Origin of the sequence: Paenibacillus sp. GYB004, assembly GCF_036577605.1 — a bacterium.
GTDB classification, from domain to species: domain Bacteria; phylum Bacillota; class Bacilli; order Paenibacillales; family NBRC-103111; genus Paenibacillus_AB; species Paenibacillus_AB oceani.
Window position 1 is genome coordinate 193,466 of sequence record NZ_JARBDB010000057.1, and the last position, 18,703, is coordinate 212,168.

The window sequence follows — 18,703 nt, forward strand, 5'->3', positions numbered from 1 at the left end:
TCCCTTTCCTCCTGTTTTTTAGAGGAAAGGGATTTCGGCGAGGGAGACGCGTTCCCAGCCGTATTCGCCGGAACGCCCATCTGTTACAGTCCGTACTCGCCGCGCTTCTTATAAAAGCTCGACTTGCCCATACCGAGTCTTCGGGCCGCCGCCTGGCTGTCGCCGTTCTCGAGCCGGAGCGCCCCGGCGATCAGCTCCTTCTCCAGCCTGCGTACCTGTTCCTTCAACGGCTCTCGTTCCCTGTAAGCCGGGGAAGCTTCCGTATTGTCCGGCACCCCGCCCGACGTTACTCTTTGCGCGGATACGATCCTCCCCGGATCGCCGTCCTTCTCCTGTAGCGCCGCTGCCCGTATCCCGCCTTCGTCCGATTCGGAAGTCCCGCTTGCCGCAGCACCGTCAGCCCCGTGCGCGAGCGGAGGCAGGCCGAGATCCTCTTCCCGGATGACCGAGCCTTCCATGAACAGCAGCGCCTGTTCCAGCACGTTGCTCAGCTCCCGGACGTTGCCCGGCCAATCGCAGCTTTGCAGTCTTCTTATCGCTGCGGAGTCGGCCTGCACCGTGTGGAGTCCGTTGTCCCGCGCCAGCTTCTTCAGGATGAATTCGGCCAAAACCGGGATGTCCTCCTTTCGCTCGCGCAGCGGGGGAAGACGCAGCTCGATCACGTGGAGCCGGTAATACAAGTCCCGTCTGAATTTGCCTTGTTCGACCAGACGGGCCAGATTTTGATTCGTCGCGGCTACGATTCGGACGTCCACCGGTTCGGGGTAAGCCGCTCCTACCGGCTCGATCTCCTTTTCCTGCAAGACGCGAAGCAGCTTCGCCTGCAGCTGGAGCGGCATATCCCCGATCTCGTCCAGAAACAGGGTGCCTTTATGGGCCAGTGCAAACTTCCCCTTTTTGCCCGACTTGACAGCGCCGGTAAACGCGCCTTCCTTATAGCCGAACAGCTCCGACTCGAATAGCGGCTCCGGTACGGCAGCGCAATTGACCGTAATGAACGGGCCGAAGTAACGGGAGCTTTCCCGGTGAATCGCATGAGCGAACAGTTCTTTCCCGGTTCCGCTCTCGCCGGTAATCAGCACCGCCCCGTTCGTCTTCGCCGCCTTAATCGCCATCGCTTTCACGGAACGCATCGGTTCGCCGTCTCCGATAATGTGCGACATGCCGTATTTCGCGGAAGCGGCGCTTCTCTCTTTATCCGCCGGATGGTGGAGCTGTTTGCGGATTTCCTTGAACCGGGTGTTCATCTGAAACAAATTATCGAGATCCTGGAACACGACTTTGCCCGCTACCGCGATTACGTTCCCGGCCTGGTCGCGGATCGGAATCCGCGTCGCGATCATCCACCGCCCCTTCACGAGCTGCAGGTCGGCGATTTCCGCCTTGCCGGTCTCGGCCACGATATGCATCCGGGTATTCTCAATGACGTCCGCCACCGGCTTGCCGATCACGTCGGCCGCCCGCACTCCGAGCAGCGTCGCGTACGTGTCGTTCAGCGACAAAATCCGGCCCTCGCGATCACAGATGACGAGCCCTTCGTATGCGTTTTCCAGCGCCACTTTGTAGAGCCGCAGCTCCTGCACTGCACGGTCTCTCTCCCGGGCCGACTGCTTCAGCAGCCGGGAAACCCAGCCGCCCTTCGATATTCTCATCGCTTCTTCTCCTGCCGGAAGTTAATAAGTGTTTGTCGCCCGCACGAGAGGCGAGACTTGGTCCGTAGTCATTCGGAAAGAGGGCGGAACTGGGCGGATAGTCAGGCGGTGCTAAGCGGATAAGCGCTTGCTCGACAGACAGGAGGTTGCTGAGTGGAATAAGAGCTTTTGGGGACCGTTATTTCTTGGAAATTCGGCAGTCTGAGCAAATTAGAGGACGTTTGGGACTCTTATATCGAGGCCAGTCAGTCATTTCGCTTATAGCGTCCGAAATAACGGCCCCAAACATCACTTATTTACTCCAGAACGGGCGAATGGTGAAAAATAAGAGTCCCAAAAGACTGCTAATTCGCGCTAAAGTTACGCCCAACCACCCCATCACGTCCAGCAACAACGTCCGCTTACCCCTCATCACGTCAAATCCGCCCAGCTACCTCTAAAGCTACTCCTAGTACGCCCAGTCACGTAGAGCAACAACGTCCGTTTACCTCTCATCGCGTCAAATCACGCTCAGCCACATCTAATGTTACTCCTATGACACCCAGTCACGTCAACACGCCTGAGCGATCCGGCCCTCGCGTCGCGTCACGCCTAATCAGAGTCCCTAGCTGGTCCCCTCGATATTTTTGAACTGATTGTGGAACATCCGCGAATAAGCGCCCTGCTCCCGGATCAGCACGTCGTGGCTGCCCTTCTCCGCGATCTCGCCGCGGTCCACGACCATGATCGTATCCGCATCGCGGATCGTGTTCAGCCTGTGCGCGATGATGAAGCTGGTCCGTCCTTGCAGCATGTGAAGCAGCGCTTCCTGAATATGCAGCTCCGTCCGGGTGTCGATGCTGCTCGTCGCCTCGTCGAGAATGAGGATCGACGGCTCCGCCAGCATCACTCTCGCAATCGCGAGCAGTTGCCGCTGGCCTTGGCTTAAATTGCCGCCGTTCTCGGTCAGCATCGTATCGTACTTGTTCGGCAGCTTGCGGATGAAGACGTCGGCGTTCGCCATAGCCGCCGCCCGTGTCATCTCCTCCTCGGTCGCGTCCGGCCTGCCGTATTTGATGTTCTCCCGGATTGTACCCGAGAACAAGTACGTATCCTGCAGGACGATGCCGAAGCAGCGCCGCAGGCTGTCCCTCGTATACGTCCGGATATCCCGGCCGTCGATGTAGATCGTACCGCCCGTCACGTCGTAAAACCGCGTCAGCAGGTTGACGACCGTCGTTTTCCCCGCTCCCGTCGGCCCTACGAGCGCCGTGCTGCTGCCCTCGGGAACGACGAAGCTGACATCTTTCAGGATCGGAACGTCGGGCCGGTAGCCGAAGCTGACATTCTCAAAGACGACATGTCCCTTCGGATTCGCCAAGACGACCGCATCCGGCCGGTCCTCGGTCTCCTCCGTCTCCTCGAGCACCTCAAATGCGCGTTCTGCGCCCGCTACCCCGGACTGCAGCACGTTGTACAAGTTCGCCAGCTCGTTCAGCGGACGTACAAACTGGCGGGAATAGCTGAGGAAGCTGGCGATAATCCCTACCGTAATATCTCCCTGTACGGCGAGAATTCCGCCGACGATCGCAACCGCCGCGAACCCGATATTGCTGATGACGCTGAGCAGGGGCATCATAAAGCCGGACCAGATCTGCGCCTTTAACCCCGCTTCGTACAGCTTGGCGTTCACCTCATCGAACTCTTCAACTGAACGCTGTTCGCGATTAAACGCCTTTACGACCTGCAGGCCGGATACCGTTTCTTCGATATGCCCGTTCAGCTTGCCGAGCTGGGCCTGCTGTTCCTTGAACAATACGCTCGTTTTTTTCGTAATCGTGCGGGCGAGCATATAAACGAGCGGCACCGTAATCAGACTCGCGAGCGTGAGGATCGGGCTCAGCACGAGCATCATCGTCAGCGAGCCGACAATCGCGATCGAACCGGACATTAGCTGCACCGTCGACTGCGAGATCGTATTGCTGACGTTGTCGATGTCGTTGGACATCCGGCTCATCACTTCGCCGCTCGGCCGCGAATCGAAAAAGGCAAGCGGAAGCTTCTGCAGCTTGCGGAACATCGCGCCCCGGAGCTTCATCACGATTCGCTGAGAGACGCCTGCCATCATCCAGCCTTGGAACAAGGTGAGCAGTCCGTCCATGACGTATGCGGCGATCATCGCAAGCAGAATGACTTGCAGCACGGAGAAATCCACAGCGCCGCCAGAAACCGTCATCGTGTCGATCGATAGCCCGATCAAGTAAGGTCCGGCCAGCCCGATCCCGGCATTGATCAGCAAAAAGACGAAAATGACCGTCAGCAGCTTCCGTTCCCCGCCGAGGTACTTCCACAGTTTTGCCATTGTCGCTTTGAAGTTTTTCGGCTTTACGACCGGTCCTCGACCCCGCGCCCCGAATCCTCCTGCCCCCGGATGCCGGCCGGGCACCGGCGGCATCGCCAGATCAGCCTGGCTTCGCTGTTCATCCGTCCGTTCATTCGGCTTGGACATTCGGCTGCACCTCCTTCCCGATTTGCGACTCGTAGATTTCCTTGTATACGCTGCATTCCCGCAACAGCTGCCCGTGCCGGCCGATTCCGACGATCTCCCCTTGGTCGAGCACGATAATCTGGTCGGCATCCATGACCGACGTAATCCGCTGTGCGATGAGCAGGCACGTTACGTTGCTTGCGTATTGTTTTAACGATTGCTTGATCTTCGCTTCAGTAGCAACGTCTACCGCGCTGGTGCAGTCGTCCAGTATTAATATATCCGGCCTTCGGATGAGCGCCCGCGCAATCGAGACACGCTGCTTCTGCCCGCCAGACAAATTAACTCCGCGCTGGCCGAGTACGGTGTCGTAGCCTTCGGGGAACGCGGCGATAAACTCGTGCGCTTCGGCGAGCCTGGCCGCATGCTCGATCTCTTCGCGGGTTGCATCGTCCTTGCCCCACCTAATATTGTCCGCCACCGTACCGGAGAACAGCACCGATTTCTGTGGAACGATCGCGATCCTCTCCCGAAGCGCGCTCGGATCGACCTCCAGCACGTTCGTTCCGTTCACTTTGACCGTACCCGAATCGGCATCATAAAAACGCGGGATCAGTCCGATCAGACTGCTCTTGCCCGAACCGGTCGATCCGATAATGCCTACCGTTTGCCCCGGCAAGCAGGTGAAGCTGATGCGATGGAGCGCCGGCTCGCCCGACGGGCCGTCGTACGAAAACGTCACGTTTTCGAAATCGACTCTCCCTCTCGCGGCCGGAACGTCCCGGATCGTCTGTTCCTTCCACGTCATCGTATTCATCTCGGCGAACACTTCCCCGATCCGCACAGCGGAAGCCCGCGCACGGACGAACATGTTAAAAACCATCGAGATCATCAGCAGCGACATTAAGATTTGGGTCATATAGTTAATAAAGGCCAGCACGTGCCCGACCTGCATCTGACCGCTGTCCACCCGGATGCCGCCGATCCAGATGACGGCGACGATCCCGAAGTTGACGGTCAGCATAATGGCCGGGTTAAACACGGACATCGCTCTCATCACTTGGACCGAGCGGTCTTTGTATTCGCCGTTCGCCTTGTCGAATTTGTCCGTTTCGTAGTTGAACCGGTTGAACGCCTTCACGACCCGCACGCCTGACAAATATTCGCGGATGACGCCGTTGACCCTGTCCAGCGCCTTCTGTACCTTCATAAACCGCGGAAAGCCGATCTTCATGTTCAACACGACGAGCAAAGCGACGACGGGGACGACGACGGCAAGGACGGTCGACAAGTGCGGATTCAGCCGGACGGCCATAATCAAACTGCCGATGCAAAGCAAGGGAGCTTTTACGAAAATACGCATAAGTCCGTTCACGAAGTTTTGCACTTGCGTCACGTCGTTCGTCAGCCGGGTAACCAAGGAAGCCCTTTCAAATTGATCGATGCTTGTAAACGACAAGCTTTGGATCTTGCGGAACAAGTCGGCCCTCAGCTCGGTGCCGAACTTCTGCGAGACGCGGCTGGCGATGATATTGCGCGCACTGGCGGACAACGCCCCGACCGCCGTAATAAGCAGCATCAGACCTCCGATCCGCATGATGTAATCCATCCGGCTCTCGGCTACCCCGACATCGATAATGCTCGCCATCAGCGTAGGCAGCATGAGATCGCACAGCGCTTCAATCGTGAGAAAGAAGACCGCTACGCAAAACAGCTTCCAATACTTTTTGACATACACGTTCAAAAACTGCAACCCGATCTCTCCTCACCTATTAGCGCTACCGTTATTATACATCCATAACCGGCAAAGAGGTATCACATCATTACCTAACTACCTATCGGTTCAGCCAAAAAACAGAGCCGTCACCCCGGTCATGAATGAGACCTGACGGGACAGCTCTGTTCGTTCATACGCTTCCTTGCGCCATTATGCCGGTTACTTGACGCCTTTCTCGACTTCCTTCACCATCTCGGCGACCGAGATCAACCCGCCGCCTGACAAATACCAGTAGTTCGGGTCGAGGTACACGATATTGCCGTTTTGGAACGCTTTGGTCTTTTTGACGAGCTCGTTTTCGATCGTTTTCTTCGCTGCCGGTTCTCCGCCGACAGCCGCTCCACGGTCGATGACGAACAGATAGTCCGGGTTTTTCTCGGCGATATATTCGAACGAGACGGGCTTGCCGTGCGTCGAAACTTCAATGTTTTTGTCCACAGGTTCGAAGCCGATGACATCATGCAGGATGCCGAAGCGGGAACCCGCGCCGTAAGCGCTGATCGAGCCTTCGTTGGCGAGTACGATCAAGGCGTTTTTGCCGCTTACTTTCACTTTTTGGTTCAGCTTCTGGATCGAATCGCTGACTGCTTTCAGTTCGGTTTCCACTTGCTGCTCTTTGCCGAAGATTTGTCCGACGATTTTGGAGTTTTCCGTGTAGGATTCCATATATTTCGCTGTATCTACGCCAAGGAAAATCGTCGTGCCGATTTTGCTGAGCTCTTCGTAGGCGGTTTGCTGTCTGCCGGAAATGATGATCAGGTCCGGTTTGATCGCGCTGATTTTCTCGGTTCGCTTGCGGTACGCCGGGTAATCGGCGCCGAAAGGCTATCTACTATATCTCACATGCAGCATATGCTGCATGTGCCGGTTGTCAGCTTGGTCTTCGCTGCTCTGCGCTGGGGTTAGCCGAACATTTTAATAATCAAACTGACGCAGACCACATTCACCGCGATTAGGGCGGGAACTCCGATCGTAAACGACAAATGCTTCGTCTTATGCCGGAACGCACGCATCCCGATCAGCGCTCCAGCCGCCCCGCCAATTGCCGCAACGAGAAATAAACGCTTCTCCGGCACACGCCGGCGCTTCCGGACCGCCATCGACTTGTCGTAACCAAACATAAAAAAACCGACGACATTAATGATTACCAGATATAGAATAATAAACGCCAATCGCACGTCCCCCTTCCGTACCACAAACCTGATTCTATCATTCTACCAAACTATGCAGGTTACGGAAAGGTGACGCGCTGAACATCAAATGGCGTTCGAACGCTTATCGTGGACAATCTGAAACCCAAACGGCGACCAGGACAAGCGGCCTATCCGGGACTGGAAATGCCTAGGTCTGAGTTTGGGTTTGAGTTTGGGTTTGAGTTGCGGGGTGCGGGTGCAGCGTACGGCGTTTGGGTCCGGGGTTGGCTTTTGGCTTTTGGCTTTTGGCTCTAGCTCTAGCTTGCACTCTAGCTTTTAGCTCAGGCTCTCTTATTCTCTTACTCTATGGCTCCCCAGCTCTCTGGCTCCGGCTCTCTGGCTTTGCCACCACTGAGCCTCGGCACTGGATCTGAAACTAACCATCCGAGCGATCCCGTTTTCAGTACCAGATCCTACAAGCCGGGGCAGAGGAGCGCCACCGAAGCGGCGCGGCCACACCCGGTTCATGGATTTTCAACGCGAACGGCACGCCTTCCTCCCAGCCCCAGCCGCATACCAACGATCCCGACTTACTTTTTCCGCTCGGCGTCCAGCACTTTGTTTGCCCTGTCGTTCGCATCCCGCAGTGCCGTATTGACGTCCTTCGAGCCGCCGAGCACCTCGTTCATCGCTTTGGTCAGCTCGGCGCGGACGAGCGAGTCGTACACCGAAACTTGATACAGCGGGGCCGACTTCAGCTTAAAGATCGCCTGCACGTTTTTGCCCTTCAACGACTGCAGATTGGCGCCGAAGTTTTTCTCCATGGCCGGATCGACCAAAGCGGACACATAGCCGCCCCGGACAATATCCTGCTGAATCTCGGTGGACGTAAGGTAAGCGATTACCTGGAAAGCCGCTTCCTTATGCTTGCTCAGCGAAGATATGCTCATATTGTGCGAATCGACCTGATACGATTTGCCCGGCGCCTCATCGTAGGTCGGCATCGAGACCATATCCCAGTTCAGCGCCGCGCCTTTCAAGTGCTGCTCCTCAAAGTTCGCGAGCACGTTCCAGAACGTCGACATCGCAACCGTACCTTTGTAGAAATCCTGCATGTTATTGCCGCGCTTATTGCCCGGGATGCTGTAGATCGTCTGCAGATTGTTAAGCGCTGTCTCAAACCCGCGCGCCTCCAGATTCGCTTTTCCCGACGACTGAACGAAAGGCGTGGTCAGCTGCGATACGGCAGACGTGATGTCGCTGGCATCCAGTCCTTTGTACTCTACCCCGCCATCCGTCCGGGTCAGCTTGCGCGCCAGATCCGTCGCCTGACTCCAGGTCATGCCGTCTTGCGGATACGGTACCCCGAATTTGTCGAACAAATCTTTGTTGTAATACACGACGGCAAAATTGCGGTAGATCGGGATCGCGTACAGCTCGCCCTTCGTCCCCCACAGCTTGATCGCCTCGACCGCCAGCGGGTCCAGCTTGTTCAGATCAAATCCGTTCGAGCTGACCAGCGAATTCAGATCCTGCAGCACGTTCAGATTGATATACTCGGCGTACCAGGGCGTACTGTTGTAGATCAGGTCCGGAAACTCCCCCGCAGCCACTAGGTCGGCCGGAAGCTGGCCCTTTTGCCGCAGCAGCGGCTTGAGCGTAATATGCGGGTACTTCTTCTGGACCGCGTCTACGATCAGATCCTGAATCGGAAACGCCGATTGCATGTACAACGTCAACGTAACCGGCTCCGGAGGTTTCGGTTGTTCTTTCCCCGCCTCTCCGCCCGACGTTGATTCCTTGGCGGCACAGCCCGCCAGTATAACGGCCAGAAGCGCCGCAACACTACCCACTCGACGATACGTTTTCATTTGGTTATCCCCCTTGTCGTTAGCACGCAACTTACGACTCTATCTTATAAAAATATCCGCGTCCGGTCGTTGCAGAATAGTGTCCGATATGCGAAAGCGGCCCGTTCGCCCGTTCCATGCACCGTCTAAGCTTGCCTGCCGGCGTTGAACGATTTTGACATTGTCCGTCTCTCCGTCGCCGGATCTCGGCGCAGATCCGCCCGGTCTCCCACCGGACAGACGGTTATGTCTACCCTAACCGGTTGGATGAAAACATTGCGTCTGCGAACACACCGAATCCTCCATGCTCCAAAAAAAAGCGGATCATCCGGCCAAGGCCGAATCATCCGCTCCTATCGTTTGCCCTGCCGCTCATCCCTCCATTGCTGCGGGCTGATTCCATGCTTTTGCTTAAACAGTCTCGAGAAATAATGAACGCTGTTAAAACCCGTCTCCTCCGCGATCCGGTGAACCGCCATATCCGTATGCGACAGCAAACTGATCGCTGCATTCAGCCGGAGCTTGTGCAAATATTGGATCGGCGTAACCCCGGCTATGCTTTTGAACGAACGGATGACATAAGACGGGTTCAAATGAACTCTTTTCGATAACGTTTCGATATCGATCGGTTCATAATAGTTGGTCTCCATATGACGCATCAGCCTCTGGACGAACGCTTTCGTCGAAGTATCGGCATAACCGGAAGCGGTATCGGCCGTCTGCAGCTGTCTGCGGATCAGCCGTATCGTTTTCTCCAAATCCAGCCGGACCAGCTCTTCGTCATAGGCCGCAGGCTCCGACCTGAGACAATCCGCCGAGTAGGAGATATGCTCCAGCGTCTGCCCGATCAGCCAAAGCGAGGAGGACGTATAATCCGCCGTTTTCTGAAAGCGATTCCACAGCATAGCTTGCTCCACCGAAAAGAAAGACTCGTTCGGCTCCATATCGAGCTCGACGTACCAGAACCGCAGCGGCTCGGAAACCCGGATGATCCGGTGCGGCGTATCCGGCGCCAGTACGAACAAGTTTGGCGAAGAGGCCGTATACTCGGTACCCATCCATTCCAGCACGGCATGTCCCGCGCGCACGCAGAGCAATTCGCCGTACGGGTGGATGCCTCCGCTTTTGCCCGTATGATTACGCTGGAGCGTGTGCATATTAAATGATCGGATCCGCATAATATCATCCCCTCCTCCGAAATACGCCGCTTCCCCTGTCTATAGTCGAATTATACGTCGTTCGTTCCCGATGTTCCAGTACATTCCCCGCCTGCGACGCCGGGGACCGGCAGCGTCACCTCGACGATCGTCCCGCGGACCTGAGCGTCGAAATATTCGATATGACCCTGATGCTCGTTAATGATTTTGTAGCATACCATAAGCCCGAGGCCGGTTCCTTTCTCCTTCGTACTGTAAAACGGCTCCCCGAGCTTTGCCTTCATCTCCGAAGAAATCCCGATTCCTTCATCGGTAATGCGGAACAGCATGTCCGTCCCGCCCTTTCTCCTAATTTCCACTTTAACGGTGCCCCGGCCGCTCATCGTCATCGATTCGATCGCATTTTTCACCAGATTGACGAACGCCTGCTTCAGCTTGTTCCGGTCGACCAGCAGCTCCGGCAGCTCCGGTTCGAATCGCGTTTCGATCGCGACGTTGTTCATATTCGCCTGGCTTTGCACGAGCGTAAGCACTTGTCCCATCAGTTCCTCAGGATTCGTCCGGACGTATTCGGATTGCTGATGATTCGCGAGCAGCAGAAACTCGGTAATGATCCGGTCGATATGCATAATCTCGGAGCTCATAATCTCATAAAACTCTTCCTTTACCGCGCCACCGCGCAAAAGCTGAACGAACCCTTTGATCGTAGTCAGCGGGTTCCGGATCTCGTGAGCGACACCTGCCGCCAATTGTCCCGCCATCCCCAGCTTGTCCGATTTGCGGTAATGCTCTTCATTTTGCTTGTGCTGCGTAATATCCTTAAAAATCGCAATGACGGCGACCACCCGCTCGCCCTGCTTCATCGGAATGCCGGTAACGCTCAGATCAAGCAGATGCCCGTGCTTATGAAGAAACACCGATTCGAAATGCTGCGCCTGTCCCTGCTTCACCATTTCGAACAGCCGGTTCGAGGCGGCAATCCGGTCCGGTGGCAGGAGCGAACGATAGCTGCGGCCCCGGAGCTCCTCCTGGGTATACCCGGTCAACCGCTTTGCAGCCTGATTGGCATGGAGAAACTTCCCTTCCAGATCAAACGTGCAGACGAGATCCGGATTGTTGTTATACAACGCGTCGAACTGCAAAATGCTGGACTTGGCCGACTCCAGCGCCAGCTTGCGATCGATAAAAGCGCCGCCGATCAGGACGACGACCAGAAAAAACACGGTAACGCCCATCCACACGGATAACACACCGGGGCTGAGCGGCGTCTGCAGGAAATGCCAAGACTCGGACAGCGAAACTTCCGGATAGGGCGGCGAGTAGCTCATGAAATGGCTCGCTTTCATCCCTGTGTAATGCATGCCGGATATAGCGCCTCCGAGCAAAAGAGCGCCGCCGGTCTTCGCCTTGTCGCCGATAGGCGGAGAGTCCTTTTTCTGGAGACGGAACGTCAAATAAAGCGCCCAGTAAGAAACGACAATCGCGATCAGGATCGAGATCACGAACGGCAGCAGCTCATAGTGAATCGTACAGCCGCTGCGGATCGCCTCCATCCCGACATAATGCATGGTCGCAATCCCTCCGCCCATACACAAACCGGCCATGCTAAACCGCAACAAACTCAGCTCGCTGCGGCAGACAAGCAGGATTGCGAGGAAGGATGAGCCGATGGCCAGCAGTAAAGAAAACAGCGTCCACATCAAATGATACGTAACCGGCTGCGGCAGCTTCAGCGCCAGCATTCCGACGAAGTGCATCGACCAGATCCCAAGCCCGAGCGTAATCGCACTAACCGATATGAGTGCGTATTTCCTGCTGCGTTCGTGCAGCTTGCTCGCCCGACCTGTCAGGTCAAGCGAGCCGTAGGACGCCGCGACGGCGATAACGACCGAAAGGACCACAAGGGCGTAATTATAGTGACCATGCGCATATTCCATCATACTCCCCCTTTCTCTTGCTGTACCGCAGGTTGGTACGGATCGTAGCAGGTTGTTCATACCGCGCGGGTAAATGTTGGTAACTGTCACCTCCTTCGCTTCTGTGATCCGGCGGGACGTACAAGCCGGAGTTCCGATCGGGAAGGAAGGCGGCAGGGAAGCAATCGGTAACGCGTACGCACCGCTTCGTGCCCGGACGAATAACCGCTGCCACCGGAAGCGGTTATTCCTTTATTCTTGCTTGCCGTGCAAGGTCGTTATTTATCCTTCCTGACCGCTCCCAGCATTTCGCCAATGGCGCCGATGGTGCCCAAGGTTTCAACAGCCCTGGTCGGAATAAATACTTTGTTCGCCGGGCCGTTCGAGATGGCTGTCAGCGTCTCCAGCGAGCGGTAGGTGAGTACATGCTCGTCAAGACCGGCCGCCCGCAGCATCTCGATCCTCGACTTTTCGGCCTCTGCGACGTGCTGGATCGCTTTCGCCTGACCGAGCGACTCCAGTTCCTGAGCTTGCCGCAGCCCTTCCGCTTCCCGGATTCTCGCTTCCTTGTCGCCTTCCGCTTTCAGAATCTTGCTCTGCTTGTCGCCTTCCGCCCGCAAAATCATATCCTGCTTGGCCGCTTCCGCTTCCAGCACGATCGCGCGCTTGCTGCGCTCGGCCTTCATCTGCTTATCCATCGCCTCCTGGATGTCCACGGGCGGCTGAATATCGATGACTTCGACCCGCTCGATGCGAACGCCCCATTTTTCCGTCGCTTCGTCCAGAGCTATACGAATGTCGGATGAGATTTTCTCCCGGCCGGACAACGTCTCGTCCAGCTCCATCTTCCCGATAATCTGCCGCATCGTCGCCGTACTAATGTTCCGCACCCCGTACACATAATCGGAGATGCCGTAGGTCGCCTGTTCGGGTCCGGTCACCTGATAGAAGATGATCGTATCGATCTGCACCTGTACGTTATCCTTCGTAATTACCGTCTGCGGTGGCACGTTCGCCTGCTGGATGCGCAGATCGTGATATGTGCGTACATGGTCGATGATCGGAACGAGAATATTGACGCCCGGAGTCAGCAGCCGGTTGAATTTGCCCAACCGCTCCACGACTCCGACCCTTTGCTGAGGTACGATCTTGATCGATAACGCCGCAATAACGATCACAAGGACCAAAATAATAATAGTAACCAACACACCCATTTATACCGAGCCTCCCCATCTGCGTACTTCGAGTACCGCGCTGCCGCGATTCACGATAACAACGGTCTCCCCTTTGCCCACAAACTCATCCGCTACAGCGCTCCACGTATCGCCGCCGATCTTGACGATCCCCGGCTTATCCGCCGCGATATCTTCCACAACGATTCCCTGCCTGCCGACCAGATCGTCCACCGCGTCCTTGAATCCGCGCGACTTGCGAAACCGCCGGGTGAGCGGCTTCGTAAAGATCGTAAGCACGATAACGATCACGCTGCCCGTGAGCGCCTGTGCGACGAACGACTCCGGAAACAGCCAGGCGACTGCAGCGGCAGCCAACGCGCCCAGACCGAACCATAATAAATAAAAAGTAAGTGTCAGCATTTCCACAATCAGCAGCACACCGGCTATGATTAGCCAGATCGCCCATATCTCCATGGAGCCGCCCCCTTTCTGCCTAAGTTTATTCGGTACGGAGCCGCTTATTTCCTCTTTTTTGCCGCAACGCGTCCCCTTTGTTTCTATGCCGTGCAGCCGATCCGGTGTTGCCGGAACCCGGCCGATACGTATAATGAAGCAAGGGCGTATGCGTCCGTTTGTGAATGTTAACAAATAACCAACCCTGTTTTTGTAGACGACCCATAATGCGCTGACCCTCCAATCGAACTATACTGGAACGAGGACCGAAAGTCGGAAAGTCAGGAGTGCCGTTAGTTATGAATGAAACCGGACTGAATCCCCTCTTCTACAGGGAAACGTGGGCCGAAGTGTCGCTGGACGCCGTCGCCCGCAATACGAAGCTGTTCCGCACCAGAATCGCCGAGAGCTGCCGGCTGATGGCCGTCGTGAAAGCGAACGGCTATGGACACGGTGCGGTGGAAACGGCAAAAACAGCGCTCTCCGCAGGCGCCGAAGCGCTAGGAGTCGCCATACTGGAAGAGGCGCTGGAGCTCAGGGAAGCGGGGCTCGGCTGCCCCATTCTGGTGCTGGGAAGCACGCCGCCTGCCGCTATTCCGCTCGCCGTCCGGCATCGAATCGCTTTGACCGTGTATACGGAGGAATCCGTCCGGGCGGTTATATCCGCTGCAGAGAAGGCGAATGGAACAGCAGTTGTACACCTGAAGCTGGACACCGGCATGTCCAGGCTGGGCGTAACAAGCAAAACAGACGCCCTGCGGCTGGCGCGGCTGGCGTTATCGTCGGACCGGGTGCGGCTTGAGGGCGTGTTTACCCACTTCGCCGACGCCGACAACCCGGACCCGGCTTACACCGAGCGGCAGTTCCGCACGTTTCTGGACTGGACCGGCTATTTGTCCGGTCACGGGATCGACATTCCCGTCAAACATTGCTGCAACAGCGCGGCGACGGTTCGTTATCCGGATATGCATCTCAATATGGTCCGGGTGGGCGTCGCTTTATATGGACTGCCGCCGGTGGCCGGAGCGGAGGACGACTATCCGCTGCGGCAGGCGATGCAGCTGAAGACCAGAATAACCGACGTGCGGCGCCTTCCCGCCGGACAGTCGGTTGGATACGGACGGACGTTTACGGCTGGCCGGGAGATGACCGTCGCGACGATTCCGATCGGGTATGCCGACGGCTGGTCCAGACGGCTGTCCAACAACGGCAGCGCACTCGTCGGCAACGTGCGGGTCCCGATCGTCGGCCGCGTCTGCATGGACCAGACGATTCTCGACGTCTCCGCGCTGTCTAACGCCGGCATCGGCGACGAAGTGGTGCTGTTCGGCGGAACGCCAGGCGTGCCGGAGCGGTACATCCCGATCGGCGAAGTCGCCGACAAGCTGGATACGATCCACTATGAGGTCGTATGTATGCTGGGCCGGCGGGTGCCGAGGGTATATGCCGGATGCGGGCACGTATGAGCCGGGGGCGGGATGCTTAGCCCGCCGGTGGCAAGCGTGTTCGCCGGAATGCAGGCATTCCCTGTGTGAGGACGGAGCCGAGGGACGGATGTCCGGCTCCCTGGCTGGCAGCGGCCGCCGGACGAGCCGCCGCATCATATAAGGACGCTGGGCTCGGTTAGCGCAGCGCGCGGCGTATTGCGCCTTCGAGCCAGCTCCATGGCAGCACCGCCTTCGCCGCCAGCAGCAGCGCGGAGCCTCTGCCGAGCGCATAGCGCAGGCGGGGCGATCTGGCGTCCGCGATCCGGCCGACCAGCTCGGCGACTTCGCGCGGATCGGGAGCGGACTCTGCCGCCCGCTGCGAGTAGCTCATCATCGCCTTCATCGGACCGGCATACGGCGAAGCCTCGCTCGTCCGGATGGCGGCGATCCCTTTCCCCCATATTGCCGTCCGGTAGGCGCCGGGCTCGACGAGAACAACCCGTACGCCGAACGGAGCCATCTCGTGGCGCAGACTTTCGCTGAACCCTTCGACGGCGAATTTGGAAGCGGCGTACGGGGCGTACCCCGGAAACGCAATCCGTCCGCTCACGCTGCCGATGTTGACGATCGTGCCGCTCCCGCGCTCCCGCATGGAGGGCAGCACCGCCTTCGTCAAGGCGATCAGCCCGAAGAAGTTCGTCTCCATCTGCTGCCGCCAGTCTTCCAGCGGCACCTCCTCAACGAACCCGCCGAGAGCGAATCCGGCGTTGTTGACCAGAACATCGATAGCCCCGTACCGGGCTATCGCATCGGCGACGACGCGCGCCGCCTCCTCGGAGTCAGTCACGTCAAGACGCACCGTCTCGATTAGCGCGTCCGCGTCTACACCGGCGCGGGCGGCTTCGTGAAGCAGCGCCTCTCGCTTGGACAAATCCCGCATCGTAGCGACAACCTTGTACCCTTTCCCGGCGAGAACGACGGCCGTCAGCAAGCCGAAGCCGCTCGACGTGCCTGTAATGAACGCCACTTTTCCCATCGATGATTCCCCCTTTTCCGTTATGACTCCTTCCCTCATCATTCGCTTCCACTAGGCCTATTCCTGCTTGTTCGGCCAAACGCCTGCGATCACCGTTCCTTTCCGCAGATCCCGGGTGCAAGATAAACGTCCAGGAAAAGTGCCGGGCGGCGGATAGTCCTTGATGTGTAAATCCTTACGTGAGTGTGCAAGAGATAATAGCTCCCTTCGCTCCGGACGTTCATGCACAGCCGTGCTGCAGATTCGGGACCTTGTGGAAACGACCGGCCTCCAATGCAGCCCCTGCAAGCTTCTTCCGGAAGCTTTACTTCCGTTATTTGCTGCTCACAGCAGGTTATAGACATCTAACGGAAGAAATTGTTCCGTTATTTCAAGTAGAATCGCCTCTATCCCCTAAAAAAGCCAAAATAAAGGAAACCGAACTTCCATTATAGCGTGAAAAGTACGTACTTTGTGGAATTACGGAAGTCACGTTTCCGCTAATGATGAATGGCTGATGAATCCGGCGCACAACGCGGGCTCCCTAACATGCGGTGTTGCGCTGCATACAGCAGTCGGTCGGCCGCATACAACCAATCTAAGTTGTGATTGAAGGCGACTTCACCAGCCTATTCTTACTTTTTTCCCAGGTTCCGCCGCTTTCCGTGCAATACGGATTCGTCGTTTCGCGGTCATCCTTTCCGATCCTGCAAAAAGCCGCGACACGAGTTCACTCGCATCGCGGCCGCACATTCCGGAACGTGGTGCTGCCATGCTTGAGTGGCCTACATGGCCGGAGGCAGCTGAATCGATGATTGCATCGAAGATCTCGGGGAGTTAATCGACAAATACTACGGAATAAAATCCCCGATGATCGACTTGTTGTAGAAATACGCAAGCCTTGGGTTTTTGATGATGAACCCAAAAAAACGATCAGCTTACCTACTAATTGAAGGCGATTTAAATGAGTTGGAGCTGCTCTGGCACTAAGCCAAACTAAAATAAATTCTGGAATAATTACCTGTATTATGCGAACATTTCAGTACCAAAAAGGGCTTTCTGTGCGGCATAGAGCTAACCGAGGAAGAAAGCCCTCTTGAATCAGCTTTAGCGGCTTCTTGAAAGCACTGCGCTGTTTGCGCAGCTCCTTCCGCTCTTTGCTGGAGCCTTCCTCTGCGATTTGCTCGGTTAACCCCTCCACCTTTTCCGCCAGTACCAAAACCACTCTTATCCGACTCTTGCTCCCCATGAAGAAGGGATGCACCAGTTAAGCTCCCCCGATGGAAGCGCTACGGCTGCAGTGCGCTATTCCTAGCGGCCCGAATGAGCACATCTTCGCTTCTCACCCTGCCATTTCTGCGCAGCACTTCACACTTAACGGTCTTACTTCATCTGCTCGGCGATTAGTTTGTTCGCCCGCTCCTCGGCGCTGCGCAAGGCGGTGTTGACGTCCGTTCCTTTCTGGGCGACTTCCGCCAAAGCCGCGGCCAGCTCGGTTCGGACGATACCGTCGTATCTTGTGACGCGGACCGGCTTGGCGATCACTTCCTTAAATACCGCGTTCGTATAGTTTTTGCCTTGCAGGAACGGCAGATCGGCTCCGAACTGCTGAACGACGCTTTCGCTCTTGACGATCGGCACCCGCCCCTGACGGGCGTTCCACGTCTGCATCTCGTCGGACATCAGGTAGGCGATTACTTGAAATGCTTCGTCCCGGTGCGGGCTCGCCGGCGGGATCAAATAGAACGGCGCGTTCAACTGGGAGCCGCTGCTCTCGTTAGCCGGAAACTTCGGCATCGTCGCCGCATCCCAATCGAGACCCGATTCGATAGCGGCGGGCAGCAGATCGAGCGGGTTCGGACCGGTGCGCATCGCCATCGTTTTGTTTTTGAAGAACGCGTTGTCGGCGTTCCCCTCGAGCGAGTTGTTCGGGATTTTATAAAACGAGGTCATCGCGCCCAGCCATTTTTGCCAGCCGTCGTGCGACAGCGCCGATTTGTTCGTCTGCGGATCGACGAACGGCAGGCCGAACTGGTTTTTGTAGACAGGGTTCGCGCCGCTGTAGCTGAATCCTTTGTACGCCACCCCGTTCTCCGTCCGCGACGTTTTGCGGATCAGCTCGGTCACTTCATCCCAAGTAACGCCGTCCTTCGGATACGCGACGCCGAACTTGTCGAAGATGCTCTTGTTGTACAGAAGCACGCTGTTGTTCAGCTCGTACGGCATGACGAGAATTTCGCCTTTCTCGGAATAGCCCTTCACCGCATCCAGTACGCCCGGAGCGAGCCGGTTCAGATCGAAGCCGTGCTTGCTCACCAGGTCCGACATATCGGAGACGAGCTTCAGCTCCATCACTTTAAACAGCTGCCCCATTGTAAACGCTGCCAAATCAAGCTTTGTGCCAGCGGCGATCGTGTCGTCGATCGTTGTCCCGGTGCCGTGAAGAATCATATGAATCGTGATATGGGGATATTTTTGCTCGATTTTGGCCTTCAACTGGTTGGTCAAGCTTTCCGAGAACCCGTTATAGAAAAAATTCAGCGTGACCGGTTCTTCCTTCGCCGCAGGCTGCTCCGGCTTGTTGTCCGTCTGACCGCAGGCGGACAGCGTCAAAGCGGCGGCCATCACGGCCACTCCCCATGTTCGGTACCAAGTCTTCATTTTCGTTCCCCCCTTGTCAT

General features: G+C 56.8%; 12 protein-coding genes and 1 pseudogene. 1 reads left to right on the plus strand and 12 read right to left on the minus strand.

The features are described 5' to 3' along the window. Positions 1–83: 83 nt before the first annotated feature. The 10 genes and pseudogenes from PV433_RS24110 to PV433_RS24155 all read right to left on the minus strand — a co-directional run bounded on the left by PV433_RS24110 (position 84) and on the right by PV433_RS24155 (position 13,601). A complete protein-coding gene (locus PV433_RS24110; RefSeq protein ID WP_332074585.1) occupies positions 84–1,652 on the minus strand; it encodes a sigma-54 interaction domain-containing protein in 1,569 nt (522 codons plus the stop codon). A gap of 604 nt (positions 1,653–2,256) precedes the next feature. Continuing rightward, on the minus strand, positions 2,257–4,140 hold the full coding sequence (locus PV433_RS24115) for an ABC transporter ATP-binding protein (RefSeq protein WP_442951570.1): 1,884 nt from the start codon (positions 4,138–4,140) through the stop codon (positions 2,257–2,259). Continuing rightward, complete coding sequence (locus PV433_RS24120; RefSeq protein WP_332074586.1) at positions 4,124–5,872, minus strand: ABC transporter ATP-binding protein; 1,749 nt, start codon at positions 5,870–5,872, stop codon at positions 4,124–4,126. Before PV433_RS24120 ends, PV433_RS24115 begins: the two co-directional genes overlap by 17 nt. Before the next feature lie 183 nt (positions 5,873–6,055). Beyond that, a pseudogene (locus PV433_RS24125) lies at positions 6,056–6,682 on the minus strand (siderophore ABC transporter substrate-binding protein); the annotation flags it as partial. Positions 6,683–6,798: 116 nt separating this feature from the next. Further along, positions 6,799–7,074, minus strand: a complete 276-nt coding sequence (locus PV433_RS24130; protein ID WP_442951571.1) for a DUF1294 domain-containing protein — start codon at positions 7,072–7,074, stop codon at positions 6,799–6,801. A gap of 545 nt (positions 7,075–7,619) precedes the next feature. Then, positions 7,620–8,900, minus strand: a complete 1,281-nt coding sequence (locus PV433_RS24135; protein WP_332074588.1) for an ABC transporter substrate-binding protein — start codon at positions 8,898–8,900, stop codon at positions 7,620–7,622. Positions 8,901–9,232: 332 nt separating this feature from the next. Continuing rightward, positions 9,233–10,057 carry an AraC family transcriptional regulator gene (locus PV433_RS24140; RefSeq protein WP_332074589.1) on the minus strand — a complete coding sequence of 275 codons (825 nt, stop codon included), beginning with the start codon at positions 10,055–10,057 and terminating at the stop codon, positions 9,233–9,235. A gap of 50 nt (positions 10,058–10,107) precedes the next feature. Further along, complete coding sequence (locus tag PV433_RS24145) at positions 10,108–11,973, minus strand: MHYT domain-containing protein (protein WP_332074590.1); 1,866 nt, start codon at positions 11,971–11,973, stop codon at positions 10,108–10,110. Between the two features lie 257 nt (positions 11,974–12,230). Then, positions 12,231–13,166 carry an SPFH domain-containing protein gene (locus PV433_RS24150; protein WP_332074591.1) on the minus strand — a complete coding sequence of 312 codons (936 nt, stop codon included), beginning with the start codon at positions 13,164–13,166 and terminating at the stop codon, positions 12,231–12,233. Beyond that, positions 13,167–13,601, minus strand: a complete 435-nt coding sequence (locus tag PV433_RS24155) for an NfeD family protein (protein ID WP_332074592.1) — start codon at positions 13,599–13,601, stop codon at positions 13,167–13,169. It abuts the gene before it with no gap. Positions 13,602–13,879: 278 nt separating this feature from the next. Here PV433_RS24155 and alr point away from each other — a divergent pair, with 278 nt between their 5' ends. Continuing rightward, a complete protein-coding gene (gene alr, locus PV433_RS24160) occupies positions 13,880–15,046 on the plus strand; it encodes an alanine racemase (RefSeq protein WP_332074593.1) in 1,167 nt (388 codons plus the stop codon). Positions 15,047–15,203: 157 nt separating this feature from the next. Here alr and PV433_RS24165 read toward each other — a convergent pair whose 3' ends face one another. After that, a complete protein-coding gene (locus PV433_RS24165; RefSeq protein WP_332074594.1) occupies positions 15,204–16,043 on the minus strand; it encodes an SDR family oxidoreductase in 840 nt (279 codons plus the stop codon). 1,362 nt (positions 16,044–17,405) lie between these two features. Further along, positions 17,406–18,683, minus strand: coding sequence for an ABC transporter substrate-binding protein (locus PV433_RS24170; RefSeq protein WP_332074595.1), 1,278 nt, complete (start codon positions 18,681–18,683; stop codon positions 17,406–17,408). Positions 18,684–18,703 lie beyond the last annotated feature (20 nt).